This is a genomic window from Pseudodonghicola flavimaris (assembly GCF_030164425.1).
GTDB lineage: Bacteria > Pseudomonadota > Alphaproteobacteria > Rhodobacterales > Rhodobacteraceae > Pseudodonghicola > Pseudodonghicola flavimaris.
In genome coordinates, this window is the sequence record NZ_JASNJD010000024.1 from 66,100 (window position 1) to 89,960 (window position 23,861).

Consider the following 23,861-nt stretch of genomic DNA (forward strand, 5'->3'; position numbering starts at 1 on the left):
GATCAGCTCCCCGGGGTCAGGAACGACCGGTCGCTCTGCCCCGTGATGAAATCGACGATATTGCGGACATAGTCGCTGTCGGTTTCCTCGCCCAAACGGTGGGCCCGTTCCTGAAAGGTGCCCTCGCCCTGCGCCAGCATCTGGAAGGCGGCCCGCAGCGCGGTGATATCGGCACGCGGCACGCCGCGGCGTTTCAGCCCGACCAGGTTCAGCCCGTCCAGCTCTCCGCGCGGGGCCTGCACCAAACCGTAGGGGATCACATCGTTGGTCACCATGGTCAACGCGCCGACGATGGCCCCCTGTCCGATGCGCACCCATTGGTGGATGCCGGAGAGCCCGCCGATGATGACATCGTCCTCCAGCACGCAATGGCCGGCCACGGCGGCATTGTTGACCACGATCACCCGATTGCCGACCTGGGCGTCATGGGCGATGTGACAGCCTGCCATGAACAGCCCGTCGTCGCCGATCCTGGTGATGCCGCCGCCGCCCTTGGTGCCGGGGTTCATGGTGACATGTTCCCGGATGCGGTTGCGGGCACCGATGATCAGCTGGCTATCCTCGCCCTGATACTTCAGATCCTGCGGCACCTCGCCGACCACGGCGAAGGGAAAGATCACGGTCTCGTCGCCGATACGGGTGTCACCGGTGACGATGACATGGCTCTTGACCTCGACCCGGTCGCCCAGAACCACCTGGGGCCCGATGATCGAGAACGGGCCGATCACGCAGCCCTCGCCCAGCGTCGCCTCCGGATCGACCAGAGCGCTGGGGTGGATCTGCGCCTTGGGATGCGCGGACATCGGTTCAGTCCTTCTGGATATCGACCATGGCGGTGAATTCGGCTTCGGCGGCAAGCTCGCCCTCCACCGTCGCCCGGCCGGCGAATTTGAAGATCTTGCCGCCCGGCTTGCCGCGCAGGGTGGAGACGTTCATCTCCAGCACATCGCCCGGGATCACCTTGCGGCGGAACTTGCACTTGTCGATGCTCATGAAATAGATCAGCAGATCGGTGTCGACGATATCCATGCCGATGCCAAGCATGACACCCGCGGTCTGCGCCATCGCCTCGACAATGGTGACGCCGGGCATAATCGGGGTGCCGGGGAAATGGCCCTGGAAATGCGGCTCGTTCATGGTGACATTCTTGATGCCGCGCGCCGCGCTGTAGCCGTCGATGTCGACCACCTTGTCCACCAGAAGAAACGGATATCGGTGCGGCAGGATGCGCTGGATCAACTGGATATCGGCGCTCTTCATCTCTGCGGTCATGGCAGGTCCCCATTCATCGTCGTTCCGGCCTGACTAGCAACACCGGCCCCGTTGGGCAAGCGGCGCTATTGATCGCGCCCCGGTGCGCTCTCCACCGCACTGCCGGGGGCCGTTGCCGGGGCTGGCCCGGTCGACGCGCCGGCGTCGCCGGGCGCGCCATCGCCCAGCGTCGCATCGATCCGGCGGATCGCCTCGGCGGTGATGTCGGTGGCATTGGCACTGAGAAAGACGCTGGAGCGTTCCAGGATCACGCCGGCGCCAGCCTCGCGCATCAGGGTTTCCAGCACCGGGCGGGCGGCCCGCAGGAAATCCACCCGCGCCTTGTCGGCCTTGGCGTTCAGCGCCCGCGCCTTGGCATCCTGGGTGCGGCGAATGCCTTGCACCTTTTCGTCGAAAGCATCGGCCAGGGCACGAAAGGCCTTCGGCTCCATATCCGAGCGCCGCGCGGTCAGATCCTTTTCCTCGCCGCTCAGCTCCGCTTCCATGCGACGGTTTTCCGCCGCCAGCACGGCGCTTTCGGCCTCGATCTCATTGGCGACGCGCTTGCCGAAGGCGGATTCGGAAAACAGCCGGTCGGTCTCGATGGTCAGAATGACGTTATGCGGCAGCTCCTGCGCCGCCGCAGGCCCGACCGGGCTGTCGAGGCCCGGCAGGACAAAGGGGGCGGCACAGGCAGCCAGCGCCGCCAGCACAACCGAAAGACGGCGCCGCCCCATGATCGATCAGAACTTCGCCTGCAGGGTCAGGTCGAAGGCCTGTTCCTTGTCGTAGTCTTCCTTGACGATGGCCTTGGAGAAGTTGAACCGCAGCGGACCGAAGCCGGTGTTCCACAGGAACGACAGGCCGATCACCGACCGCCAGGAGCCGTCTTCGCCGACGATACAGCTGCCCGTGCCGCTGGTGCCGCAGGTCGAGGCCGCCGCCGAGGTATCGACATTGCTCAACCCCCAGAGGTTGCCGACATCGAGGAAGACACCGCCACGCAGGCCGATCTCTTCCGGCAGGCCGAGCGGGAAATCAGCCTCGAACCGGGCGACCGCGTAGAAGTTACCGCCGAGCGCATCGTCATAGGCATTGCCACTGGTATCCGGCGACATGTCGCGCGGCCCGATACCTCCGGGCTCAAACCCGCGCATGATGTCGGACGACAGCAGGAAGCGATCAACCGTCCGGCTGGTGTCATCGCCGAGCCAGGTCAGCGCTCCGGCCTCGAAGCTCGCCCGCAGGGTCACTTCCTCGTTGAGGATCTTCTTCTGCGCAATCGCCTTGGCCTTGGTGCGCAGATAGTTGCTGTCTCCGCCGAGCCCGGCATAATCGGTGCCAAACTCCAGCAGGAAACCGGCGGTCGGGTCCAGCCCGTTCAGCCGGCTGTCGAAGGTATAGGTGAAGCCGGCGAGGCTGGCACTTTCGCGTCCACGCGCGATTTCAGAGGCGATCACCGGCCCTTCGATCGCGGTGTCGCGCGACTTCATCTCGTTGCCCTGCCAGGAGTACCGCAGGCTCAGGCGGGTCTGTTCCGACAGGTTGAAGGTCAGCGCCGGCGAGAAGAACAGCCGCTCGGTGTCATAGGTGCTGTAGCTCGAATTGGTGTTCGACATGCCGAGATCGAGGTCGAACCGCAGCTGCCGCCCCATCAGGAAAGGTTCGGTGAAGCCGATGACATAGGCCTCGGCATCCTCCGCCGTCGAGAAGGTGAACGACAGGCGCTGCCCGCGCCCGAGGAAGTTGTTCTCGGACAGGCCCAGGGCCACGCCGAAACCGTTGTTGACCGAATAGGAGCCGCCGAGGTTGAACGAACCGGTCGGCTGTTCCTCGACATTGACGTCGACGATCACCTGCTCGGGGCTGGAGCCTTCGCGCGCATTCACATCGGCATTGGAGAAATACCCCAGCGCCCGGATACGTTCGGCACTGGCGCGAATTTCACGCGGGTTGAACGGGTCGCCCTCCGCCGTGCGGAACTGCTGGCGCACGACGCGGTCCAGGGTGGTGGTATTGCCCTCGATATCGATCCGCTCGACGAAAACGCGCGGCCCCTTGGTCAGCACGAATTCCACATTCAGGGTCTGATCGCGGTCGTTACGGGTGATCCGCGGCTCGATCCGCATGAAATCGACGCCCTGCTTGATCGCCAGCCGTTCCATCCGGGTGATCGAGTTCTCCACCAGCGTCGGTGTATAGACCACGCCCGGCTTGATCTTCAACGCGTCCTGATAGGCGGCGGCATCGACCCCGGGATATTCGCTGGAGGTCGAGATCTCGCCGAAGCGGAACTGCTGCCCCTCGGTGATATCCATCACCAGATAGAAGGCGTCACGTTCGCGGGTGAATTCGACGTTGGAGCTGTTGACGCGGAAATCCACGTAGCCGCGCGACAGGTAGAAGTCGCGCAGGACCTGCTTGTCGAACTCGATCCGGTCTTCGATCAGCGTGTCCGAACGCAGGAAGGTGCGCAGGAAGTTGGCCTGCTTGGTCTCCATCACCCGGCGCAGGCGCCGGTCGGAATAGACCCGGTTGCCGACGAAGCTGACACGCTCGACCTCGATGGTGTCGCCTTCGGAGATTTCGAACACCAGATCGACGCGGTTCTCGCTGCGGCGGATGATGCGCGGCACCACGGTGGCGGCGACCCGCCCCTGCTGCGAATAGGCCTTGGCAAGGGTATCGGCATCGCTCTGCGCCTTGGCCGGGTTGAACACCTGGCGCGGCGTGGATTCGATCAGCTTCTCCAGCGCGTCGTCCTTGATCCGCCGGTTGCCTTCGAAACTGATGGCATTGATGGTCGGGTATTCCGTGACGGTGACGACGAGGGTGCCGCCGCGCGGTTCGATATCGACGGATTCGAACAGGCCGCTGGCCATCACCTTCTGATAGGCATCGTTCAGCTCACCCGCCGAAATGGTCTTGCCGCGCGCAATCCCGGTGTAGGACGCGATCGTGGCGTCTTCGATCCGCTGGTTGCCCTCGACGCGAATGCTGTTGAAACGATAATCCTGCGCCTGGGCGCCAGACGGGGCGACCGCCACAGACAGTGCCATACACAGAACAAAAGCGGTCAGCACACGGCCGTTTACGGTGCAGCCAATACCACGGTCAGCGCAGGGTTCTCCTGCGGTGCTCCCCAATCCCATATTCTCTAACCCAGTGTTTAGCAGACGTTGAGGAAGTGAGTATCGGGATTGCCCGTCGATGTCAAAAGCCCAATTGGGCGGGGCACGCCGCCGGCGCAGGGACGCCGGCGGCGGACGCCATCACAGCATGCTCAGCAACCAGCCGCCGGCCGTCAGGGCCGCCAGAATGGTGCCGACATACAGGAGCAGGTCCCAGTTCAACTGCATGACCAGGCTCAGCCCGCGATAGGAATGGTGCAGGGTTTGCATCTCGTGGTCCTCTTGACGCTTCGCAGTTTCGCTGCGTCGGGACCCTAGGGGCGGAATATGGCGACACTTGGGCAAAACCGGGGCGCGCCCTTGCCGCGGCGCGAGAGCGCGCGACCGGGCCGCCCCGGCTTTGTTGCCCTTAGCAGAACAGATCGTTGCCGAGCGCGAAGACCATCATCGACAGCACCAGCGCCAGGCCGACGCTCATCAGCACCTTCAGCGCCCGGTCGCTGGGCGGACGGCGGAACACCGCCTCATAGGCGTAGAACATCAGGTGGCCGCCATCCAGGACCGGGATCGGAAACAGGTTCAGCAGCCCCACAGCGGTGGACAGCACGGCGATGAAGGAGATGAAGCTCTGCGCACCCTGGCTGGCCATCTGCCCGGAGGTTTCGGCGATGCCGATGGGGCCGGAGATGTTGCAGGTGCTGATCGCCCCGGTGATCATGTGCCACATCCCCGACAGCGAGCCGGTGATGATGCCCCAGGTCTGGATCATGCCGCCGGTGAAGGCCTGCACCGGGCCGGCGGTGACCGTTGCCGGCTCGAACGCCATGCCGCCGGCGATGCCGATCCGCCATTGCGTCGCGAAATTGCCATCCGCCTGCGGTTCATCGACCCGGCGCGGCGTCATGGTGAATTGCGATTCCTCCCCGTCGCGCCAGACCGTCAGCAGCAGCGGCTTGCCGTCAGAGGCCTCGACCACCTGCTTGAGCTGATCGAAGACATAGACCGGCTGCCCCTCGACCGCGGTGATGACATCGCCCGGCTTCAGCCCGGCATCGCTGGCGGCGCTGCGCGGCACCACCCGGTAGATATAGGCCGGGAAAGGCTGCGGGCCGGCCACCGTGATCTCCTGCCCGTCGCGGCGCACCAGATAGTCCAGCGTCGGCGCGACCGGCAGATCGCCCAGGAAGCCCTGCCAAGAGGTGCCATCGGTGTAATCCGGCGACGGCGTGCCGTTGATGGCCAGGATCTCATCGCCCGCCTGCAGGTCGATCTGCGCCCCCGGCATCGGGTGCAGTTCGCCCACCGTCAGCGGATCGCGCGGCACCCCCTGCACCATGAACACCAGGGTGAAGACGGCGATCGACAGGACGAAGTTGAACACCGGTCCCGCCGCCACCGTCGCCGCCCGGGCCCAGAGCGGCGCGCCCAGCATCGTGTGCCGCAGATCGTCGGGGTTGTTGCGATAGATTTCGGCCATGGTTTCGCTGTCCGCCCCGGCCGAGGCGGCATTGGCATCGCCCAGAAACTTGACGTAGCCGCCAAAGGGCAAGGCGGCGATCTGCCAGCGGGTGCCGCGCTTGTCGACACGGCTGAACAGCACCGGACCGAATCCGAGCGAGAAGACCTCGGCGTGAATACCGCTCCAGCGGCCGACGATGTAATGGCCGAATTCATGCACGGCGACGATCACGGACAGCGCGACGACAAAGGCAACGACGGTGTAGATCACCCCGCCGAACTGCGGAACCAGTTCAACAATATTCAAAGTCTTATCCTGCTCTCTCGGTCATCGCGTCATCCGCCCACTCCCGGGCGAGATGGTCTGTCCCGAGCACGTTATCAAGGGTCATGCTCATCTGCGCCATGCCCGGCGCGCCGGCGAAGCGGTTCAGAACCGTCTCGACCACCGCCGCCATGTCGAGAAATCCGATTCGTCCGGCGATGAACCCGTCGAGGCTGCGTTCCTTGGCAGCGGTGAAGACCGCACCGGCCAGCCCGCCCATCGCCATCACCTCGCGGGCAAGCCGCAGCGCGGGGTAGCGCGCCTCGTCTGGGGCGCTGAAGCTCAGCTGGCCGACACGGGCCAGATCCAGCCGGTCCACCGGCAGCGCCCGGCGGGCCGGCCAGTTCAGTGCATAGCCGATAGCATGCCGCATATCCGGCGCCCCGACATGCGCCATCAGCGCACCATCGACGAAACCGACCAGCGCATGCACCATGGATTCGGGATGCACCAGAACCTCGATCTGCTCCGGACGAACACCAAAGAATTCTCGTGTTTCAAGAACTTCCATGGCCTTGTTGAACATCGAGGCGCTGTCGATGGTGATCCTCTGGCCCATGTCCCAGTTGGGATGGGTCGAGGCTTCCTGCACTGTCGCGGTCCGCAGCCGCTCCAGCGGCCAGTCGCGGAACGCGCCGCCCGAGGCGGTGATCACCACCCGTTCCACGGCGGCGATCTCCTCGCCCACCAGCGCCTGAAACACTGCCGAATGTTCGCTGTCCACCGGCAGGATGCGGGCGCCATGGGTGGCGGCGGTGCCCAGCACCAGCTCCCCGGCGCAGACCAGCGATTCCTTGTTGGCGAGCGCCAGGGTGGTGCCCCGTTCCAGCGCCGTCAGCCCCGGCGCCAGCCCGGCGGCGCCGATGATCGCCGACATCACCCAGTCGGCCGGACGCGCCGCCGCCTCGAGGATCGCCTGCGGCCCCGCCGCGGCCTCGACCCCCGAGCCCGCCAGCGCCGCACGCAGATCGTCCAGCCGGTCGTCATAGGCCGTGACTGCCAGATCGGCGCCGAGCGCGCGGGCATCCGCCGCCAGCTGCGCGATATTGCCGCCCCCGGTCAGCGCCACGACGTCATAGGCCGCCGGATCGCGCCGGATCAGGTCGATGGTGTTCTGCCCGATGGAGCCCGTCGCCCCCAGGATCGTCACCCGCCGCATTGCATCATCCCCTCTATACCGGTCCGGGGGGATAGCCCGTCAGTTGCATGATCACCAGAACCAGGATCGCCGCACCCAGCATACCGTCGAAACGGTCGAACAGGCCGCCGTGACCGGGGATCAGCGCGCTGGAATCCTTGACCCCCGCCCGCCGCTTGACAGCGCTTTCGGCGATATCGCCCAGTTGCGAGGCGAAGGCCGCCAGCGCCGACAGCCAGATCAGCCACGCCCCCGCCCCGGTGATCGGCATGAAGAGCCAGCCGACCGCCATGGCGACGACCCAGCCAGCGGCCGTGCCGGACCAGGTCTTTTTCGGGCTGATCCTGGGCCAGAACTTCGGCCCGCCGAAGATGCGGCCGGCGAAATAGCCGGCGATATCGGTACCGGCCACCACCAGCACCAGCCAGGCCATCCAGGGAAAGCCGAATTCGTTGCGCACCGACATCATCCCGAAGGAGGCCATCAGGATGAAGATCAGGAACGGCACAAAGACGCGCCGGTGTTCCGGCAGCCAGAAAAAGCCGATGATCGCCGGCACCAGCAGGATCGGCAGCGCGAAACCCGCCTTGAGGTAGATCGCGAGGAAGGCGGCGCCGCCGGCCAGCAGCCCCATCGCCACCGACCGCGGCCTGACGTCGGGCGGCATCATCCGGGTCAGCTCCCAGACGATCAGCCCGGTGGCAATCGACACGAAGGTGATGAAGATATAGCCGCCGGCCCAGACCGCGCCGAGCCCCGCCGCCGCCAGCACGATGCCGGAGAGCACCCGGGCGGTCAGATCGCCCCAGCGGCCCGCGGCGCCCCCCTGCCCGCTCATAGCTTCACCGCCCCGAAGCGCCGGTCGCGTCGACCATAGCTGGTGCAGAGTTTTTCCAGCTCCTCGGCGGAGAAATCCGGCCAGAGCGTGTCGATGAACTCATATTCCGCATAGGCCGACTGCCACAGCAGGAAGTTGGAAATCCGCGCCTCGCCACTGGTGCGGATCACCAGATCGGGATCGGGCAGCACGCAGGTGTCGAGGTATTTCGGCAGGGTTTCCTCGTCGACATCGGCCGGCTTCAGCCGGCCGTCGGCGACATCCTGGGCCAGCCGTTTGGTGGCGCGGGCCACCTCGTCCCGGCCGCCATAGTTCAGTGCGATGGTCAGATGGGTGCCGTCGTTGCCGGCGGTTTCCAGTTCCAACTGGTCCATCAGCGCGATCAGCTTGGCATCCAGCCGCACCCGGTCGCCGATGAAACGGACGCGGACGTTCTTGGCCGCCAGCGCCTGCATTTCCTTGGCGATATAGCGGCGGAACAGGCTCATCAGCCCGGCGACCTCGGTCTGGGTGCGTTTCCAGTTCTCGGTCGAGAAGGCGAAGATGGTCAGATACTTGATCCCGAGCTTCGGGCAGGCCTCGACCACCTCGCGGACCCGGCGGGCGCCGGCGTGATGACCAAAGAGCCGTGGCCGGCCGCGCGCCTGCGCCCAGCGACCGTTGCCATCCATGATGATGGCCACATGGCGAGGCCCGCGCGCCGCGCCCTCGGCGCTGCCGGAACCGGTATCTGAACCAGAGGACATGATCCGGATCAGACCTGCATGATCTCGGCCTGCTTGGCCTCCAGCGCCTCGTCGACATGGGCGATCGCCTTGTCGGTCAGATCCTGCACCTCGGCCTCCCAGAACTTCTGATCGTCCTCGGACATGCCGTCGGCCTTGGCCTTCTTGATCTGATCCATGCCATCGCGGCGCACGTTGCGAATCGCCACCCGGGCGTGTTCGGCGTATTGGCCCGCGACCTTGGTCAGCTCGCGGCGGCGTTCCTCGTTCAGCTCCGGGATCGGCAACATGATGATGGTGCCGTTCAACTGCGGGTTGATCCCCAGCCCGCTTTCGCGGATCGCCTTTTCGACCTTGTTCACCATCGACTTGTCCCAGACGTTGATGGTGACCATCCGCGGCTCGGGCACGTTGACGGTGCCGATCTGGTTGATCGGGGTCATCTGGCCATAGGCTTCGACCATCACCGGCTCCAGCATGGAGCCGGAGGCGCGCCCGGTCCGCAGCGAGGCGAATTCGGTGCGCAGGTTCGACATGGCCCCGTCCATGCGGCGTTTCAGGTCATCGGTATCGAGTTCGAAATCTTCGGACATGGTTCTGTCCACTCCCCCGGGTTCGGATTGTCGTTCGCGCGGTCTATAGCCCTAGGCATGCACCTTTGTATAGGTGCCCTCGCCGGCGAGGATACCGCGGAAACCGCCCGGCTCGTCCAGCGAGAAGACGATGATCGGCAGGTTGTTGTCGCGCGCCAGCGCGATGGCGGCGGCATCCATCACCCCCAGACGCTTGGCCAGCGCCTCGTCATAACTGACGGTGTCATAGCGCTTGGCATCGGCGAACTTATGCGGATCCTTGTCGTAGACGCCATCCACCTTGGTGCCCTTGAAGATCGCCTCGCAGGCCATCTCGTTGGCGCGCAGGGCGCCGGCGGTGTCGGTGGTGAAATAGGGGTTGCCGGTGCCGGCGGCGAAGATGCAGACCCGTTTCTTCTCCAGGTGGCGCACGGCGCGGCGGCGGATATAGGGCTCTGCCACCTCGTCCATGCGGATAGCGCTGATCACCCGGGTGAAGACCCCCAGACCTTCCAGCGCTGACTGCATCGCCAGCGCGTTCATCACGGTGGCCAGCATCCCCATGTAATCGGCGGTGGTCCGCTCCATCCCCTGGGCGCTGCCGGAGAGGCCGCGGAAGATGTTGCCGCCGCCGATCACCATGCAGATCTCCACCCCCAGATCGTGCACCGCCTTCACCTCGCGGGCGATCCGCTCGACGGTGGGAGGATGCAGGCCGAAGCCCTGATCGCCCATCAGCGCCTCCCCCGATATCTTGAGCATGACGCGACTGTATTTCACCGGCGAGGTCTGGGTTTCAGCTGTTTCGGAAGAGGTCATGTTGCGCTCCGCTCTGGCACGGGGTTATTTTCGCGCCAAAATGTCGGAAATCGCCGCCGGGTTCAATGCAACAAGCGCCGGGATCGGCGCGAATTTGTGCATTCGGAGAAGACGGCGCGCGCAATGCGGAAGAGCGAATTGGCACAGCTGCCGGAAATCCCCGAGAAAACACCGGTTCTGATCGCCGGTCCCACCGCCAGCGGCAAATCCGCCCTGGCGCTGGAGATCACCCGCACCCGGGGCGGCGTGATCGTCAATGCCGACGCCAGCCAGGTCTATGACTGCTGGCGGGTGATCTCGGCCCGCCCCAGCGTCGCGGAGGAGGCCGAGGTGCCGCACCGGCTCTATGGTCACCTGCCCTATGACGCGCCCTATTCCGCCGGCCACTGGCTGCGCGATGTGGCGCCGCTGCTGGCAGGTCCGGAGCGGCCGATCATCGTCGGCGGTACCGGGCTCTATTTCCTGGCACTGACCGAGGGGCTGGCCGAGATCCCCGCGACCCCACCAGAGGTGAGGGCCGAGGCCGACCGCATCGCGCTCGACCGGCTGCTCGCCGATCTCGATCCCGTCACTGCCGCCGGCCTCGACCGGCGGAACCGGGCCCGGGTTCAGCGCGCCTGGGAAGTGCAGCGCGCCACCGGCCGGCCTCTGGCCGCCTGGCAGGCGGAGACGCCGCCGCCGCTGCTGCCGCTCGACCGTTGCCTGCCGCTGGTGCTGGAGACCGACAAGGACTGGCTGAACGACCGGATCGCGCGACGCTTCGATCAGATGCTGGCGCAGGGGGCGCTGAAAGAGGTCGCCGCCATGCGCGACCGCTACGACCCGGCGCTCCCCTCGTGCAAAGCGATCGGTGTGCCCGAGCTGATGCGCCACCTGCGCGGAGAGATCGATCTGGAGCAGGCGCGCCGCGACGCCACCATCGCCACCCGGCAATTCGCCAAGCGTCAGCGCACCTGGTTCCGGCGCCGAATGCGGCAATGGCACCGGGTTGACCCGGCGGAATAACGCGCACCCGGGACGCCGGCTTGTCGGATTCGCGCCACTATGCTGTAAATTCAGGATCGTAATCGCCAGAAGCCTATCTATTTCGAACAGATGCCTTTCGATCCCAGCGAGACGACGGACCTCAGGCTGGTCACCCTTGCGCAGCTCACCCAGGGCGGCGGCTGGCAGCTTGAGCTGGCGCACGACCGGGCCGAACATCTGCTGATCTGGATCACCCGGGGACAGGGCGTGGCGCTGCTGGACGGCAGCCGCCGCGGTGTCGGCACCCATAACGCGCTGTTCATCCCCGCCCGTCACCTGATGGCGCTGGAAATGATGCGCAACGGCTTTGGTCAGGCGCTGGTGATCCCGCCCGCCAGCGGCCTGACGCTGCCGCGCAGCGTACAACACCTGCGCATCCGCGATGTCGCCTCGCAAAGCGAGCTGACCGGGCTGATCGACGCGCTGGGGCGCGAACAGTCCGGCGGCCGGCCGCTGCGGCATTCTGCGATGCGCGCCTATGGCGAGCTGATCGCGATCTGGCTGCGCCGCCACATCGACGATCTGTCCGAGGCGCGCCCCAGCGCCGCTCACCGGCTGGTTCAGGCCTATTGCGCGCGGCTGGTCGACAGTTACGGCTCGGGCGCCGGCATGGCGGATATCGCCCAGGAAATGGGCGTCACCCCCACCCATCTGACCCGGGTTTGTCGCAGCGAGACCGGCCGCACCGCCGCCGCCCTGCTGACCGAGCGCATTCTCTATGCGGCGCGCCGCCTGCTGACCGCGACCGATACGCCGGTTCAGGACATCGCCCGCCATCTGGGCTTTGGCAGCGCGGCCTATTTCACCCGCTTCATCCAGCAGCACACCGGACACACCCCGACCGCGCTGCGCCGTGCCGCCCGGCCCGACACAAAATAACCCGCCGGTGGTCGCGGTCGTGTTTTGACTATTCGGCGTCGTTTTTCTACCAAGGAATGCGAAATGCCCCTGTTGACGCACAGGGAATTCTTTGGCCGAATACCCCCATGGGGAACCATACTCTGCATAAAAGAAAACTGCTGAGGGCGGCCTAAGGTCCCGGCGGGATCTCCCGCCGGCAGCTCACCGAACCACTCGCATCACAGGGAGCCATCCATGAAAACCGAAAATGCCCCCATCCATGCCGCGGCGCGGATGCATGCCGAAGAATATCGACAGGGCAAGCTGAGCCGGCGTGAATTCCTGGCCCGGTCCACCGCGCTAGGGGTCAGTGCCGCCGCGGCCTACGGGCTGATCGGCGAAACCCAGGCCCAGGCGCAGACGCTGGAAGGCACCCCGAAGATGGGGGGCACGCTGCGGGTGCAGCTGCAGGTCAAGGCGCTGAAGGACACCCGCACCATGGACTGGTCCGAAATGGCGGCCCAGATCAGCGGCACCTGCGAATATCTGGTGGAATACGAGAACGACGGTTCGTTCCGGCCGATGCTGCTGGAAAGCTGGTCGGTCAATGACGACGCCACCGAATACACCCTGAAGGTGCGCCCGGGCATCAAGTGGCACAACGGCGATCCCTTCACCGCCGAGGATGTCGCCCGCAACATCGCGCGCTGGTGCGAAAAGGCGGTCGAGGGCAACTCCATGGCGGCGCGCGTCGGCTCTCTGGTCGATCCCGACACCGGCGTCGCCCGCGACGGCGCGATCACCGTGGTCGACCCGATGACCGTGGTGCTGAAGACCGCGAGCCCCGATATCTCGATCATCCCCGGCTTCGCCGATTACCCCGCCGCCATCGTGCATGCGAGCTACGATCCGGCCAAGCCCACCGAACTGATCGGCACCGGCCCCTACAAGCTGACCCATGTCGAGGTCGGCGTCGCCGCGACGCTGGAACGGGTCACCGACGAGCTGCCCTGGTGGGGCACCGAGGTCTATGGCGGCCCCTATCTAGACACCATCGAATATATCGATTTCGGCACCGATCCCTCGGCCTGGCTGGCGGCGATCGAATCCGAGGAAGTCGACATGCTGCATGAATCGGTGGGCGAATTCATCGACATCATGAACGACATCGGCCTGGTGCAATCCGAGGTGGTGACCGGTGCCACCCTGGTGATCCGCCCCAACCAGCTGGCCGAAATCGACGGCAAGACCCCCTATGCAGACAAGCGCGTGCGCAAGGCGCTGGCAATGGCGGTGGACAACGCGGTGCTGCTGGAACTGGGCTATGGCAACCGCGGCCAGATCGCGGAAAACCACCACATGGGCCCGATGCACCCGGAATATGCCGAGCTGCCGCCGCTGAAAGCCGATCCCGAAGGCGCCGTCGCGCTGATGGAAGAGGCCGGCATGATGGACTACGAACACGAGCTGTTCTCCATCGACGACGACTGGCGCAAGAACACCACCGACGCGGTGGCGGCCCAGCTGCGCGACGCCGGCTTCAAGGTGAAACGCACCGTGCTGCCGGGCTCGACCTTCTGGAACGACTGGACCAAATACCCGTTCAGCTCGACCAACTGGAACCACCGGCCGCTGGGTGTGCAGATCTGGGCGCTGGCCTATCGTTCGGGCGAGGCCTGGAATGAATTCGGCTGGTCCAACCCGGAATTCGACGCCCTGCTGGAAGAGGCGCTGGCCATCGCCGACGCCGACAAGCGCCGCGAAATCGCCGCCAAGGGCGAGGCGCTGATCCAGGAGGAAGGCGTGACGATCCAGCCCTACTGGCGGTCGCTCTATCGCCACATGCGGCCCGGCCTCGTCGGCACCGAGGCGCATATTTCCTACGATCACCACCAGTACAAATGGGCCTGGGCCGAATAGGCCCGTCCCAGCCCGCGGCCGTCCCGGAGACCGGGGCGGCCGACGCAGCCTTGCATCACGTCACGACCCCGCGGCGCGCTGCGCGTCCGCCACGACAGGATCCGGCCCTCCCGGATCATGACGAAGCCTGACCAACAGGGGGCCCCATGGGACTTTTCATCTTACGTCGCGCGGGCGTGATGATCCTGACGGCGCTATGCCTGACGTTCATCGTGTTCTTTCTGACGAACCTCTATCCCAACCTCGAGAAGCTCGCCAAAACCCAGGGCAACTTCCGCATGTCGGACGAGGCGGTCGCCAGCTGGCTGGACCGCAACGGCTATGGCGGGCCGATGCTGCTGCGCTACGGCGAATGGCTGGGGGCGGCGCCGGGATGGACCCGCGAGACCGAGGACGGGATCACCGGCCGCTGCCTCGACGGTGCCGTCAGTGCCGAAACGGCCGCCACCGCCCCCCGCTTCTGCGGCATCCTGCAGGGCGACTGGGGCCGCTCCACCGTCTTCAAGGAAGACGTCTCAACCATCATCGGCACCCGGCTGGGGTTGACCGGCAAACTGATGTTCTGGGTGCTGGTACTGATGGTGCCCTCGGCGCTGATCGTCGGCGTTCTGGCCGGGATGCGCGAGGGCTCCTGGCTGGATCGCGGGCTGTCGACCTTCTCCATCGTCACCACGGCGACGCCGGAATATGTCTCGGGCGTCATCTTCATCGCGGTCTTCACCTCCTCCACCGTCGGACTGAAGTGGTTCAAGGGCACCGCCACCAGCGCCATGAAGGACGCCAGTTTCGAGAACTTCTTTCTGCCGGTGCTGACCATCGCGCTTTACGGCATGGGCTATATCGCGCGGATGACACGGGCCAGCATGACCGAGGTGATGACCGCCCAATATATCCGCACCGCCCGGCTGAAGGGGGTGGCCTTTCACAATATCGTCCTGAAACACGCACTGAGAAACGCGCTGATCGCGCCCTTCACCGTCATCATGCTGCAGTTCCCCTGGCTGCTGAACGGCGTGGTGATCGTCGAGACCCTGTTCAACTACAAGGGCTTCGGCTGGACGCTGGTGCAGGCGGCGGGCAACAACGATATCGAGCTGCTGCTGGCGGTCTCCGTCGTCTCAGTGGTGGTGGTGCTGGTCACCCAGCTGATCTCCGATATCGGCTATGTCTACCTCAACCCCCGTATCCGGATTTCCTGAGGGAGACACAGGCCAATGGAACCTCTCAATACCTTCGAAATCCTGATCCGGGTGCTGTATCAGTTCACCCCGGTCTGGATCGCGCTGGCGCTGGTCTTCGCCTTCTCCGTCGTCTTCAAGCGGCGCATGGGGCTTTATGGCAAGCTGTTCGACAGCCCGATCGGCATGATCGGCTTCGCGCTGGTGATGTTCTGGGTCTTCACCGGCATCTTCGCCCAGATGGATCTGATCGTCACCCATGACCCGCTGGCCCAGATCTCGGGCATGAAGAACAAGGTGCCGGGCACGCCGCTCAGGGGCGCCGGGCCGGAGGACTACGGCTGGTATCTTCTGGGCGGCGACAACCTGGCCCGCGACGTGTTCAGCCGCATGGTCAAGGGCGCCTGGGAAGTGATCAAGATCGCCCCTGTCGCCACCCTCTTCGCCTTCATGGTGGGGATCACCCTGGGGCTGCCGGCGGGCTATTACGGCGGCAAGCTTGACACGCTGCTGTCCTTCCTGGCCAACCTGATCCTGGCCTTCCCGGTGATCCTGCTGTTCTACCTGCTGGTGACGCCCGAGATCGTCAACACCGGCGTGCCCAATTACATGGCAGCGGTGCTCTTCATCTTTCCGATCATCTTCCTGGCGGTGCTGCTGAACTCGCGTTACCACACCCGGCCGCGGCTGCGCCTACCGCTGCTGGTCGGTGTGCTGGGGCTGGCCTTCTGGATCTACCTGTCGCTGATCTCCGAGAACGGCCTGCTGATCGACACCCCCTCGACCCGGATCCCCGGACTGCCGAAGACGCTCGATCTGTTCGATATCCCGGGCGGGATCCTTGTGGTCTTCGTCTCGGTCGTCTTCGTCAATTCGCCGACCGTGTTCCGCATCGTGCGGGGGCTGGCGATGGACATCAAGACGCGCGATTACGTCGCCGCCGCCCAGACCCGCGGCGAGGGGCCCTGGTACATCATGCTGTGGGAGATCCTGCCCAACGCCCGCGGCCCGCTGATTGTCGATTTCTGCCTGCGCATCGGCTATACCACCATCCTTCTGGGGACGCTCGGCTTCTTCGGGCTTGGCCTGCCGCCCGAAAGCCCCGACTGGGGATCGACCATCAACGAGGGCCGCAAGCTTCTGTCGATCTATCTGCACCCTGCCCTGGCGCCGGCGCTGTCGCTGCTGAGCCTGGTGCTGGGCCTGAACCTGCTGGCGGACGGGCTGCGCGAGGAAAGCCTGAAGGACTGAGGGCGGACCGGGGGCCAGCCCCCGGACCCCCGGGATATTTGGGGCCAGAAAAAGACCCCAAGCAGGGGCGCGCGGCGCCCGGAAGGGAGAACGAGATGGCGAAACCGGCGTATGACGGGCCCATTCTGGAAATCGACAAGCTGTCGATCTCCTTCTTCACCCGTCTGAGGGAAATTCCGGCGGTGATGGATTTCTCCGTCTCGGTGCAACCTGGCGAGGCGGTGGGGCTGGTCGGCGAGAGCGGCTGCGGCAAATCCACCGTGGCGCTGGGGGTGATGCGCGATCTGGGCAAGAACGGCCGCATCACCGGTGGATCGGTCCGGTTCAAGGGCCGCGACATGGCCGACATGTCGGAGGCGGAGCTGCGGGCGCTGCGGGGCCATGAGATCGCGATGATCTATCAGGAGCCGATGGCCAGCCTCAATCCGGCGATGAAAATCGGCCGCCAGCTGATGGAAGTTCCGATGATCCATCAGGGCCTGTCGGAGGCCGAAGCCCATGCCCGGGCGCTGCAGCTGGTCACCGACGTGAAGCTGCCCGACCCCAAGCGGATCCTGAATTCCTATCCGCACCAGCTGTCGGGCGGGCAGCAGCAGCGCATCGTCATCGCCATGGCGCTGATGTCGGAGCCATCGCTGCTGATCCTCGACGAGCCGACCACCGCGCTCGATGTGACGGTCGAGGCGGCGGTGGTGGAACTGGTGAAGGACCTGGGCAAGAAATACGGCACGTCGATGCTGTTCATCAGCCACAATCTGGGGCTGGTGCTGGAGACCTGCGACCGGCTCTGCGTGATGTATTCCGGCGAGGCGGTGGAGCGCGGCAGCATCGCCGATGTCTTCGACAGCATGCAGCACCCCTATACCCAGGCGCTGTTCCGCTCGATCCCCCTGCCCGGCGCCGACAAGACCAGCCGGCCGCTGAAGGCGATCCCCGGCAACTTCCCGCTGCCGCACGAACGCCCGCCCGGCTGCAACTTCGGCCCGCGCTGCGACTATTTCGAAGCCGGCCGCTGCGATGCCCGGCCCATCGTCATGCAGGAGGTGCCCGGCAACGAGCGGCATTCCACCCGCTGCCTGAAATTCGCCGAGATCGATTGGAATGCGCCGATGGCAGCGGTCGAGCAGAAGGCCAAGGCCGAGATCGGCCCGGTGGTCCTGAAGATGGACAAGCTGAAGAAATACTACGAAGTCGCGGCCAATGCGCTCTTCGGCGGCAAGGCCCACAAGGTGGTCAAGGCCAATGAGGAACTGAGCTTCGAGGCGCGGGAGAGCGAAACGCTCGCCATCGTCGGCGAGAGCGGCTGCGGCAAGTCGACCTTCGCCAAGGTGCTGATGGGGCTGGAGACCGCCACCGCGGGCCAGATCCTGCTGGACGGGCGCAATATCGAACAGGTGCCGATCGAGGCCCGCGATGCCCGCACCGTGGGCGAGGTGCAGATGGTGTTCCAGAACCCCTTCGACACGCTGAACCCATCAATGACCGTGGGCCGGCAGATCATGCGGGCGCTGGAGATCTTCGGCGTCGGCGACACCGAGGCGGCGCGGCGCCAGCGCATGCTGGAGCTTCTGGACCTGGTCAAGCTGCCGCGCGCCTTTGCCGACCGGATGCCACGGCAGCTGTCAGGCGGGCAGAAGCAGCGGGTCGGCATCGCCCGCGCCTTTGCCGGCGACGCCCGTATCGTGGTGGCGGATGAGCCGGTCTCGGCGCTCGACGTCTCGGTGCAGGCGGCGGTCACCGACCTGCTGATGGAGATCCAGCGCGAACACAAGACCACGCTGCTGTTCATCTCGCACGATCTCTCCATCGTGCGGTATCTGAGCGACCGGGTGATGGTGATGTATCTGGGCCATGTGGTGGAACTGGGCAGTACCGATCAGGTGTTCAGCCCGCCCTATCACCCCTATACCGAGGCGCTGCTGTCGGCGGTGCCGATCGCCGACACCTCGATCGAGAAGACCCATGTGGTGCTGGAGGGCGACATCCCCTCTGCCATGAACCCGCCCCCCGGCTGCCCGTTCCAGACCCGCTGCCGATGGAAATCGCAGGTGCCGGACGGGCTTTGCGAACGCGAGGTGCCACCGGTGCGGATGCTGGCCGAGGGCCATCAGGTCAAATGCCACCTGAGCGATCAGACGCTGGCGGAGATGGAACCGGTGATCAAGATCGCGGCGGAGTGAGGGGCAACCCCGGCCAGCCCTCCGCGGCCTTGCGCCTCGGCCGCGCCGAAGGGCTGCATAGCCGGGCAATGCAAGCTCGGCGGGGCCTGAACAGAACGCGTCAGGAACTGGCCGGGCAGGCGCACATCGCCTTGAATCTCGCACCGATACGATAGCTGCCGTCGGGCTGGCGGAACGGTGCAATGGCCGCCGCATGGGCCGCATCGACGGCCTCCTGGCCGGAGTACCGGATGGCGCGGGCCGCGACTCCCGACGATGACAGGCCCCGGAGCGCGGTTTCCCTGTCCGGGTAAATCCACGGGCTTTCGATGTCCAGTATCTCGTAAGGCTCCAGACCTCCCGCCTCGGCAAAGGCTTGCAGCCTCTCCGATGCCGAAAGAGCGAAGGGGCCCGGCGCGCCCTGCGGCGGCGGCGGCAGGACCAACTTCATCGCGCTGACGACCTGGGCCGCATCCATGCCCTCAGGCTCTCCCCAGGTCACGATCACGATCGTGGCTCCGGGTCGGGCGACCCGCGCCGCTTCTTCCAGTGCCCGCACCGGATTGGCCGCGTATTGAAAGGAATTGAACCCGGTCACGACATCGAAGCTGGCATCCGCGAAGGGCAAGGCTTCGAGATCACCGAGATACAACTCGGCCGATGGCACGCGCTCGCGGGCGATGTCCAGCAGGGCCGCCGACGCATCCAGGCCGGCAACCGCCGCACCGAGCGCCCGGGCCTTCGCCAAGGCCATCCCGGCCCCGCATCCGAGGTCCAGATAGCTGGTCGATGGTTTCACGGTACGCCGCAGCACCTCATCGAAGACCGGCGCCAGGGTCTGTTCCTGCGCCTCCGCCCAATTCCGTGCGGCGTGCCCCCACAGATCGCCATTTTCCTTGCCGCTGAGTTCTTCCATGGCCCCCATGGCCGGTCTCCTTCCAACGCGTTTCCGCAAGAGGTTGCCGCCTGAGAGACCCCGGCGATAGTGCAGGTTCTGGACCTCAAGGTCCAAAATCTGGACTTGAGCCCACCCCCGATCCGGCGAACACTGGTTCTGGAGGCAAGAAGATGCGTGACAGGAAATCTTACGGACAGTTCTGCCCGGTCGCGATGTCCGCCGACCTGCTGTGCAAGCGCTGGACCGTGCTGATCATCCGGGAGCTGCTCGATGGAGCTCTCGGCTTCAACGAGATACGCAACGGTGTTCCGCTGATGTCCCGGACGCTGCTGTCCGCCCGGCTCGCCGAGTTGGAGCAAGCCGGTCTTTTGCGCCGAAATCTTCCCGGACCGGGGCGGCGGGCCGGCTATCAGCTGACCACTGCCGGGCAAGCGCTTTTGCCGGTCATCCAAGCGCTGGGAGACTGGGGCCAGGAATGGATTGAGCCCGACCTCGCGATCGGCGATGTCGACTACGGATTTCTGCTGTGGAACCTGCGCAAGTCGGTATCGCGGCTCCCCAACATGCCGGCCAATTTCCTCGTCCGTCTCCATTTCGTCGACGCCCCCGAAGGGCACAAGCTCCATTGGCTGTCCTATGCGGGGCCGGACATCGATATCTGCCATACCGATCCCGGTGGCGACGTCGATGTCTGGATCGAATGCGAGCTGGTCGCCTTCGCCGAAATCTGGATGGGGTGGCGCCCATTTTCCGACGCGCTGCGGGAGCGGAAAATCCAGCTCGACGGGCCCCGGGCCTTCACCGAGGACCCGTTCCGATGGCTGGGGCGGAGCCGTCACGCAGAGACCCGGAAACGACCCCCGGCCGAAAGGGTGAAACCTGTCTGAGGCTTCCGACAGGCCACCCCAACCTCCACGCAGTCCGCCACATCGACGAACGCCGCCGGAAATCGCAGGCGCCGGGCGGGAGATGCCGCCGTAAGAGGCCGCCGCCGCGGCTGCTGGCCGAGGGCCATCAGGTGAAATGCCACCTGAGCCATGAGACATGGCGAGGATGCGACCGATAGGCAGGATTACGGGGGAGTGAGGGCGGCAATGCCGTTTCGGGCGGATTGCTGACCTTCGCTGCACAGCGAACCTTGTTCGGGGAAAGAACCTAAGCGGACATTGGAACTTCAAGTCATAGACAGTTCAACGGTACTATTTGAAGCTGCGGGCATGTAACAATCGGTTGTGAAAAAAATCGACCTGCATATACACACGGTTGCTAGCGCTTCAGACGCACCCTTCGAGTTCGACCTAGGGTCAGGACCCATTAATCTGCCGAACTGAGCACTGCAGATTAATGGGTCTTGACCCTAGTGCCTGCGGAACCAGTCGTTCCACACAATGACGGCGTAAGCCAGTGCCACAACCGCAGAGACTGTCTGCTTGTCCAGGCCAACGAATGCCCCTGCGTAGGCGATGCAAATCACCGCATGTGAAATCATGATGAGGTTCATGTCTTTCTCCTTGATCTACGACCCCACCAAAGCGGCAGGTCTAGACAAGGAATTGCCTGACGTGCTTCTTATTGGAGTTAGGACGAGGTTGCGTGAGAAGAGCAGGATTTGCGACAAGTTGCAGAGCATTGCAAAATAGTTGACGGGGAGTTGCACAGTGAGTGAACTTCGTGCGTTTGCCGAGTTGATGCGTCTCCGAATCGGAGAGATGACCACCACGTCCGCATGGCTTGCCGAGCGCCTCAATACTGACAAGGCGCAGGTATCCAGATGGATAAACGCGAAACAACCTATTTCTCAGTCCTACAAAGATCAGATCATCGTCGAGCTTGAGTTGTTGCACGATCCGAGGCTTGATGCGGTAAAGGATCCTGAGACCTGGAACCCGTGGTGGGCGCTGGAAGTAGCCAAGAGTGACTTCAAACCGGCTGCGTCGCCGGACCGCGATGCGACTATCAGGAACTACCTGCGTGGGGCTCAACCATCATTTCATGTCGTCCGCGAGGGAATGGTTCCACAATTGGATCAAGTCGAGAAATTGCTGACATCCATTGAAGCTGGTGAGTCTATCACAGTATTGAATGCTCCAATTGGGGAAGGTGTAACATCTTTACTGCTGCAGTTCCTCGAATATCTCACCCGCAAGAGACAGGACATTACTGCCTATTGGAGTCGCGACGGAAGACTGCCTGATACCCCACCTCCACCGACCCAAAGGGCCCTGGTGGTGGCCGATAGACAATACGGCAAGCCTAGCTTTCCAGCTTGGTGTCGAGAATTGAACGCTTCTGAGACTAAGGAAGTTCAGGTTCTTGTGGGATGTCGAGAAAAAGATCGAAGCTGGGTGGAGAAGAGGCTCCAGGCCGAAGTGAACGCAATCTCGGTGGCCAGGACATCACCTGAAGATGCTAAGAAATACGTGGCATTGATCAAGAAGTTCGATGCAGCCGACGACCCAGACGTGAGCTTAGAAACTCTCTTTTCGGAAGAGATCAAACGCGCGTCTGGATACGGCCTCCTACCAGCAATGATCGCGGCAACGAGGGGCGAAGCGTTGTATTTACGCTATCGACGGCTAGTAGATGCATATGAACCCGATAGCTATGAGTTCCACACAATGGCAAGCGCGGTCTGGTTGTTTGATATCAATGATCGGATTGCAAACGGGCGTTTACCAAAGCGCGGTGAACTCACTGCGCACGTCGAACATCACACTCAGGTGCTTGGGATTTCGAAGGGCAACAGCGAGTTTGAAGTCGCCAAGTTTTTTGGTCGGATGCTTGGGGAGGTGGCCCAGGTCGGAATGGGAAGCTATGAGTTTCGTCATCCTAGGATTGCAAAGCTCCTCTTTCGGGAGGTTTTCGGCACATCGGCGAACAAGTCCCGACCGCAGGGAACATTCCGCGCATCGAAGTGGGTTCACTACGCAACATTTGCCGAAGTCGGGCCGCATAAACAGATGTCCGCCAATCCTCCGCAGTTGTCAGCATTGGCGTCAAATATGGTGTATCTGATTGGCTATGATCGGGCCCATAAGATTTCCCACGAGAGCCCAAAGGCTGTTGAAGACGTTGTGAGGTATACACTTACTCAACTGTTCGCGGGCGAGGGCAATGAAGCCAAACCTGATTACTTCAGATACCTATCAAGGGGTCTGGCTCAGTTGTCGAAACACTACAACGGCGATGATCCCAAGAGGATCAAGCTTATTGACGATTCCGTGGCTCTGATCGAGGCCTCCTTTGAAAAGGACAAATCCCCCAAATCTATAGTGTATCACGCAAACACCTTGCGCGGACTGCCTGCAAAGACCCGCGTATCGCTGGATGGAGAAGAGCTTACTTGGTTTGACTTGTGCGATGAGGCAAGGAAATCTGCGGCTCCAGAAGACATGGAAAGTGTAAGCATAGAGACACTGCGTGTGAGGCTTCGCGGGACACCTAAGTCCGGCCCCAATGCTTGGCGCTACTATCCGATCACAGCATTTGAAAATCTGGCAGACAACTGTGCTCGTGCAAACTTCCCGCTGTCAGAGAGGTTTTCACGGGATCGCTTAGAACTGCTTTGTAATCTCTCAAGCTGGGCGTGTAGTGGTTTCGTGGGGTTGGATGGAGCACACGTTACGGTTCCTGATGGCGACTACGATGACAAGAACTTACGAACCATTAGAAGTGTCCACTATCAATTTTGGCTGGAGGTCGCACGGATGTGCCAGGCTGGAGTAAGCAACAAAGGCGAGGCACCGGCTTCTCTGAAAACGCACATGGAAGGGGTTTACCTCCGTTGGCTTCGAATTGAGGAGAGAAATCCAAGCAAGCTGCTGACAACTCTGCAAAGGGAAGCCTTGATCAACGCTTTGATGGAGCAAAACTTCAAAGATTTGGCCGACGCCTTGCCGGACACACTGTAGCGGCGGTTCGCGGTTTTGAAATGCCGATGATTAGCTCGGATGTCCGCTTCTGTAAGGCTGCAGTGCGGCATTGAAGAGCGCGCTCAATGGCAGCTTCGGGCCGGAACGTAACCATCAAACTCCCCCTTACCTTCGCCCTACTCCAGCAAATCCTCATACCGCGCGTCCGTCAGCGTCTTCAAAAACGCCACCAGCGCGTCGATGCGTTTGTCGTCGAGTGCGGGGCCTGTCGTCAGTTCCTCCATCGACAGGGTGCCGTCCACCTCCGGCGGGCCGAAGGGCTCTCCGGTTTCCGGGTTGATCGTAAGCGGCGGCTGCATCCCACCTCAGGTTCAGCTTGACGGCTTGAAGTTCCACGGGAGAAGTTCGTCGATGCGGCCTTGCGGATGGCCGGCGGCGATGGCCTCGAGGGTGGTCTTGA

The 23,861-nt window shown here is 63.8% G+C and carries 21 protein-coding genes and 1 pseudogene; 8 read left to right on the forward strand and 14 right to left on the reverse strand.

What is annotated here, in order from left to right; all coding sequences use genetic code 11:
• Positions 1 to 2 precede the first annotated feature (2 nt).
• From lpxA to pyrH, 11 genes are all read right to left on the reverse strand, one after another.
• A complete protein-coding gene (gene lpxA / locus QO033_RS22050) occupies positions 3 to 803 on the reverse strand; it encodes an acyl-ACP--UDP-N-acetylglucosamine O-acyltransferase (RefSeq protein WP_284483061.1) in 801 nt (266 codons plus the stop codon).
• A 4-nt stretch (positions 804 to 807) separates the two neighbouring features.
• On the reverse strand, positions 808 to 1,272 hold the full coding sequence (gene fabZ / locus QO033_RS22055) for a 3-hydroxyacyl-ACP dehydratase FabZ (protein WP_284483062.1): 465 nt from the start codon (positions 1,270 to 1,272) through the stop codon (positions 808 to 810).
• Between the two features lie 65 nt (positions 1,273 to 1,337).
• Complete coding sequence (locus QO033_RS22060; RefSeq protein ID WP_284483063.1) at positions 1,338 to 1,988, reverse strand: OmpH family outer membrane protein; 651 nt, start codon at positions 1,986 to 1,988, stop codon at positions 1,338 to 1,340.
• A 6-nt stretch (positions 1,989 to 1,994) separates the two neighbouring features.
• Positions 1,995 to 4,310: an outer membrane protein assembly factor BamA gene (gene bamA, locus QO033_RS22065; RefSeq protein WP_284483064.1), complete on the reverse strand. Its 2,316-nt coding sequence runs from the start codon at positions 4,308 to 4,310 to the stop codon at positions 1,995 to 1,997.
• A gap of 213 nt (positions 4,311 to 4,523) precedes the next feature.
• Entirely contained in the window at positions 4,524 to 4,652 is a 129-nt protein-coding gene (locus tag QO033_RS22070; protein ID WP_284483065.1) for a hypothetical protein, read from the reverse strand.
• Between the two features lie 139 nt (positions 4,653 to 4,791).
• The gene (gene rseP, locus QO033_RS22075; RefSeq protein ID WP_284483066.1) at positions 4,792 to 6,147 is read right to left on the reverse strand and encodes an RIP metalloprotease RseP; all 1,356 of its coding nucleotides are present in this window, start codon (positions 6,145 to 6,147) and stop codon (positions 4,792 to 4,794) included.
• Between the two features lie 4 nt (positions 6,148 to 6,151).
• Positions 6,152 to 7,324: a 1-deoxy-D-xylulose-5-phosphate reductoisomerase gene (gene dxr, locus QO033_RS22080; protein WP_284483067.1), complete on the reverse strand. Its 1,173-nt coding sequence runs from the start codon at positions 7,322 to 7,324 to the stop codon at positions 6,152 to 6,154.
• A gap of 13 nt (positions 7,325 to 7,337) precedes the next feature.
• Positions 7,338 to 8,141, reverse strand: a complete 804-nt coding sequence (locus QO033_RS22085; RefSeq protein WP_284483068.1) for a phosphatidate cytidylyltransferase — start codon at positions 8,139 to 8,141, stop codon at positions 7,338 to 7,340.
• Positions 8,138 to 8,887 carry an isoprenyl transferase gene (locus tag QO033_RS22090; protein ID WP_284483069.1) on the reverse strand — a complete coding sequence of 250 codons (750 nt, stop codon included), beginning with the start codon at positions 8,885 to 8,887 and terminating at the stop codon, positions 8,138 to 8,140. The genes QO033_RS22085 and QO033_RS22090 overlap by 4 nt, the downstream gene beginning before the upstream one ends.
• Positions 8,888 to 8,895: 8 nt before the next feature.
• Positions 8,896 to 9,459, reverse strand: a complete 564-nt coding sequence (frr, locus tag QO033_RS22095; RefSeq protein ID WP_284483070.1) for a ribosome recycling factor — start codon at positions 9,457 to 9,459, stop codon at positions 8,896 to 8,898.
• A 51-nt stretch (positions 9,460 to 9,510) separates the two neighbouring features.
• Positions 9,511 to 10,257: a UMP kinase gene (gene pyrH / locus QO033_RS22100; RefSeq protein ID WP_284483071.1), complete on the reverse strand. Its 747-nt coding sequence runs from the start codon at positions 10,255 to 10,257 to the stop codon at positions 9,511 to 9,513.
• Positions 10,258 to 10,380: 123 nt separating this feature from the next.
• Here pyrH and miaA point away from each other — a divergent pair, with 123 nt between their 5' ends.
• From miaA to QO033_RS22130, 6 genes are all read left to right on the forward strand, one after another.
• Positions 10,381 to 11,262, forward strand: coding sequence for a tRNA (adenosine(37)-N6)-dimethylallyltransferase MiaA (gene miaA, locus QO033_RS22105; protein WP_284483072.1), 882 nt, complete (start codon positions 10,381 to 10,383; stop codon positions 11,260 to 11,262).
• Between the two features lie 90 nt (positions 11,263 to 11,352).
• Positions 11,353 to 12,162, forward strand: coding sequence for a helix-turn-helix transcriptional regulator (locus QO033_RS22110; RefSeq protein WP_284483073.1), 810 nt, complete (start codon positions 11,353 to 11,355; stop codon positions 12,160 to 12,162).
• A 216-nt stretch (positions 12,163 to 12,378) separates the two neighbouring features.
• Positions 12,379 to 14,043: an ABC transporter substrate-binding protein gene (locus QO033_RS22115; protein ID WP_284483074.1), complete on the forward strand. Its 1,665-nt coding sequence runs from the start codon at positions 12,379 to 12,381 to the stop codon at positions 14,041 to 14,043.
• Between the two features lie 146 nt (positions 14,044 to 14,189).
• Positions 14,190 to 15,242, forward strand: a complete 1,053-nt coding sequence (locus QO033_RS22120) for an ABC transporter permease (protein WP_284483075.1) — start codon at positions 14,190 to 14,192, stop codon at positions 15,240 to 15,242.
• Between the two features lie 15 nt (positions 15,243 to 15,257).
• Positions 15,258 to 16,472, forward strand: a complete 1,215-nt coding sequence (locus QO033_RS22125; RefSeq protein ID WP_284483076.1) for an ABC transporter permease — start codon at positions 15,258 to 15,260, stop codon at positions 16,470 to 16,472.
• 95 nt (positions 16,473 to 16,567) lie between these two features.
• Positions 16,568 to 18,652 carry a dipeptide ABC transporter ATP-binding protein gene (locus QO033_RS22130; protein ID WP_284483077.1) on the forward strand — a complete coding sequence of 695 codons (2,085 nt, stop codon included), beginning with the start codon at positions 16,568 to 16,570 and terminating at the stop codon, positions 18,650 to 18,652.
• Positions 18,653 to 18,752: 100 nt separating this feature from the next.
• On the opposite strand, the gene QO033_RS22135 is transcribed toward QO033_RS22130, so the two are convergent.
• Positions 18,753 to 19,556 carry a class I SAM-dependent methyltransferase gene (locus tag QO033_RS22135; RefSeq protein WP_284483078.1) on the reverse strand — a complete coding sequence of 268 codons (804 nt, stop codon included), beginning with the start codon at positions 19,554 to 19,556 and terminating at the stop codon, positions 18,753 to 18,755.
• 143 nt (positions 19,557 to 19,699) lie between these two features.
• Between QO033_RS22135 and QO033_RS22140 the strand changes: the two genes are divergently transcribed.
• The gene (locus tag QO033_RS22140) at positions 19,700 to 20,416 is read left to right on the forward strand and encodes a winged helix-turn-helix transcriptional regulator (RefSeq protein WP_284483079.1); all 717 of its coding nucleotides are present in this window, start codon (positions 19,700 to 19,702) and stop codon (positions 20,414 to 20,416) included.
• A gap of 470 nt (positions 20,417 to 20,886) precedes the next feature.
• Here the strand turns inward: QO033_RS22140 and QO033_RS22145 are convergent, their stop codons facing one another.
• Complete coding sequence (locus QO033_RS22145; RefSeq protein WP_284483080.1) at positions 20,887 to 21,030, reverse strand: hypothetical protein; 144 nt, start codon at positions 21,028 to 21,030, stop codon at positions 20,887 to 20,889.
• Positions 21,031 to 21,187: 157 nt separating this feature from the next.
• Here QO033_RS22145 and QO033_RS22150 point away from each other — a divergent pair, with 157 nt between their 5' ends.
• On the forward strand, positions 21,188 to 23,440 hold the full coding sequence (locus QO033_RS22150; RefSeq protein WP_284483081.1) for a P-loop NTPase: 2,253 nt from the start codon (positions 21,188 to 21,190) through the stop codon (positions 23,438 to 23,440).
• 137 nt (positions 23,441 to 23,577) lie between these two features.
• Here QO033_RS22150 and QO033_RS22155 read toward each other — a convergent pair.
• Positions 23,578 to 23,742, reverse strand: a pseudogene (locus tag QO033_RS22155) (methylamine utilization protein MauG); the annotation flags it as partial.
• Positions 23,743 to 23,861: the final 119 nt, after the last annotated feature.

What these genes read in the sequence shown, in the direction of transcription:
- QO033_RS22115 (WP_284483074.1), top strand. Translation starts at nt 12,379, where the DNA reads ATGAAAACCGAAAATGCCCCCATCCATGCCGCGGCGCGGATGCATGCC.
- frr (WP_284483070.1), bottom strand. Translation starts at nt 9,459, where the DNA reads ATGTCCGAAGATTTCGAACTCGATACCGATGACCTGAAACGCCGCATG.
- miaA (WP_284483072.1), top strand. Translation starts at nt 10,381, where the DNA reads ATGCGGAAGAGCGAATTGGCACAGCTGCCGGAAATCCCCGAGAAAACA.
- QO033_RS22145 (WP_284483080.1), bottom strand. Translation starts at nt 21,030, where the DNA reads ATGAACCTCATCATGATTTCACATGCGGTGATTTGCATCGCCTACGCA.
- lpxA (WP_284483061.1), bottom strand. Translation starts at nt 803, where the DNA reads ATGTCCGCGCATCCCAAGGCGCAGATCCACCCCAGCGCTCTGGTCGAT.
- QO033_RS22125 (WP_284483076.1), top strand. Translation starts at nt 15,258, where the DNA reads ATGGAACCTCTCAATACCTTCGAAATCCTGATCCGGGTGCTGTATCAG.
- QO033_RS22060 (WP_284483063.1), bottom strand. Translation starts at nt 1,988, where the DNA reads ATGGGGCGGCGCCGTCTTTCGGTTGTGCTGGCGGCGCTGGCTGCCTGT.
- QO033_RS22085 (WP_284483068.1), bottom strand. Translation starts at nt 8,141, where the DNA reads ATGAGCGGGCAGGGGGGCGCCGCGGGCCGCTGGGGCGATCTGACCGCC.
- QO033_RS22110 (WP_284483073.1), top strand. Translation starts at nt 11,353, where the DNA reads ATGCCTTTCGATCCCAGCGAGACGACGGACCTCAGGCTGGTCACCCTT.
- QO033_RS22120 (WP_284483075.1), top strand. Translation starts at nt 14,190, where the DNA reads ATGGGACTTTTCATCTTACGTCGCGCGGGCGTGATGATCCTGACGGCG.
- QO033_RS22140 (WP_284483079.1), top strand. Translation starts at nt 19,700, where the DNA reads ATGCGTGACAGGAAATCTTACGGACAGTTCTGCCCGGTCGCGATGTCC.
- dxr (WP_284483067.1), bottom strand. Translation starts at nt 7,324, where the DNA reads ATGCGGCGGGTGACGATCCTGGGGGCGACGGGCTCCATCGGGCAGAAC.
- QO033_RS22135 (WP_284483078.1), bottom strand. Translation starts at nt 19,556, where the DNA reads ATGGGGGCCATGGAAGAACTCAGCGGCAAGGAAAATGGCGATCTGTGG.
- pyrH (WP_284483071.1), bottom strand. Translation starts at nt 10,257, where the DNA reads ATGACCTCTTCCGAAACAGCTGAAACCCAGACCTCGCCGGTGAAATAC.
- QO033_RS22130 (WP_284483077.1), top strand. Translation starts at nt 16,568, where the DNA reads ATGGCGAAACCGGCGTATGACGGGCCCATTCTGGAAATCGACAAGCTG.
- QO033_RS22090 (WP_284483069.1), bottom strand. Translation starts at nt 8,887, where the DNA reads ATGTCCTCTGGTTCAGATACCGGTTCCGGCAGCGCCGAGGGCGCGGCG.
- bamA (WP_284483064.1), bottom strand. Translation starts at nt 4,310, where the DNA reads ATGGCACTGTCTGTGGCGGTCGCCCCGTCTGGCGCCCAGGCGCAGGAT.
- fabZ (WP_284483062.1), bottom strand. Translation starts at nt 1,272, where the DNA reads ATGACCGCAGAGATGAAGAGCGCCGATATCCAGTTGATCCAGCGCATC.
- QO033_RS22070 (WP_284483065.1), bottom strand. Translation starts at nt 4,652, where the DNA reads ATGCAAACCCTGCACCATTCCTATCGCGGGCTGAGCCTGGTCATGCAG.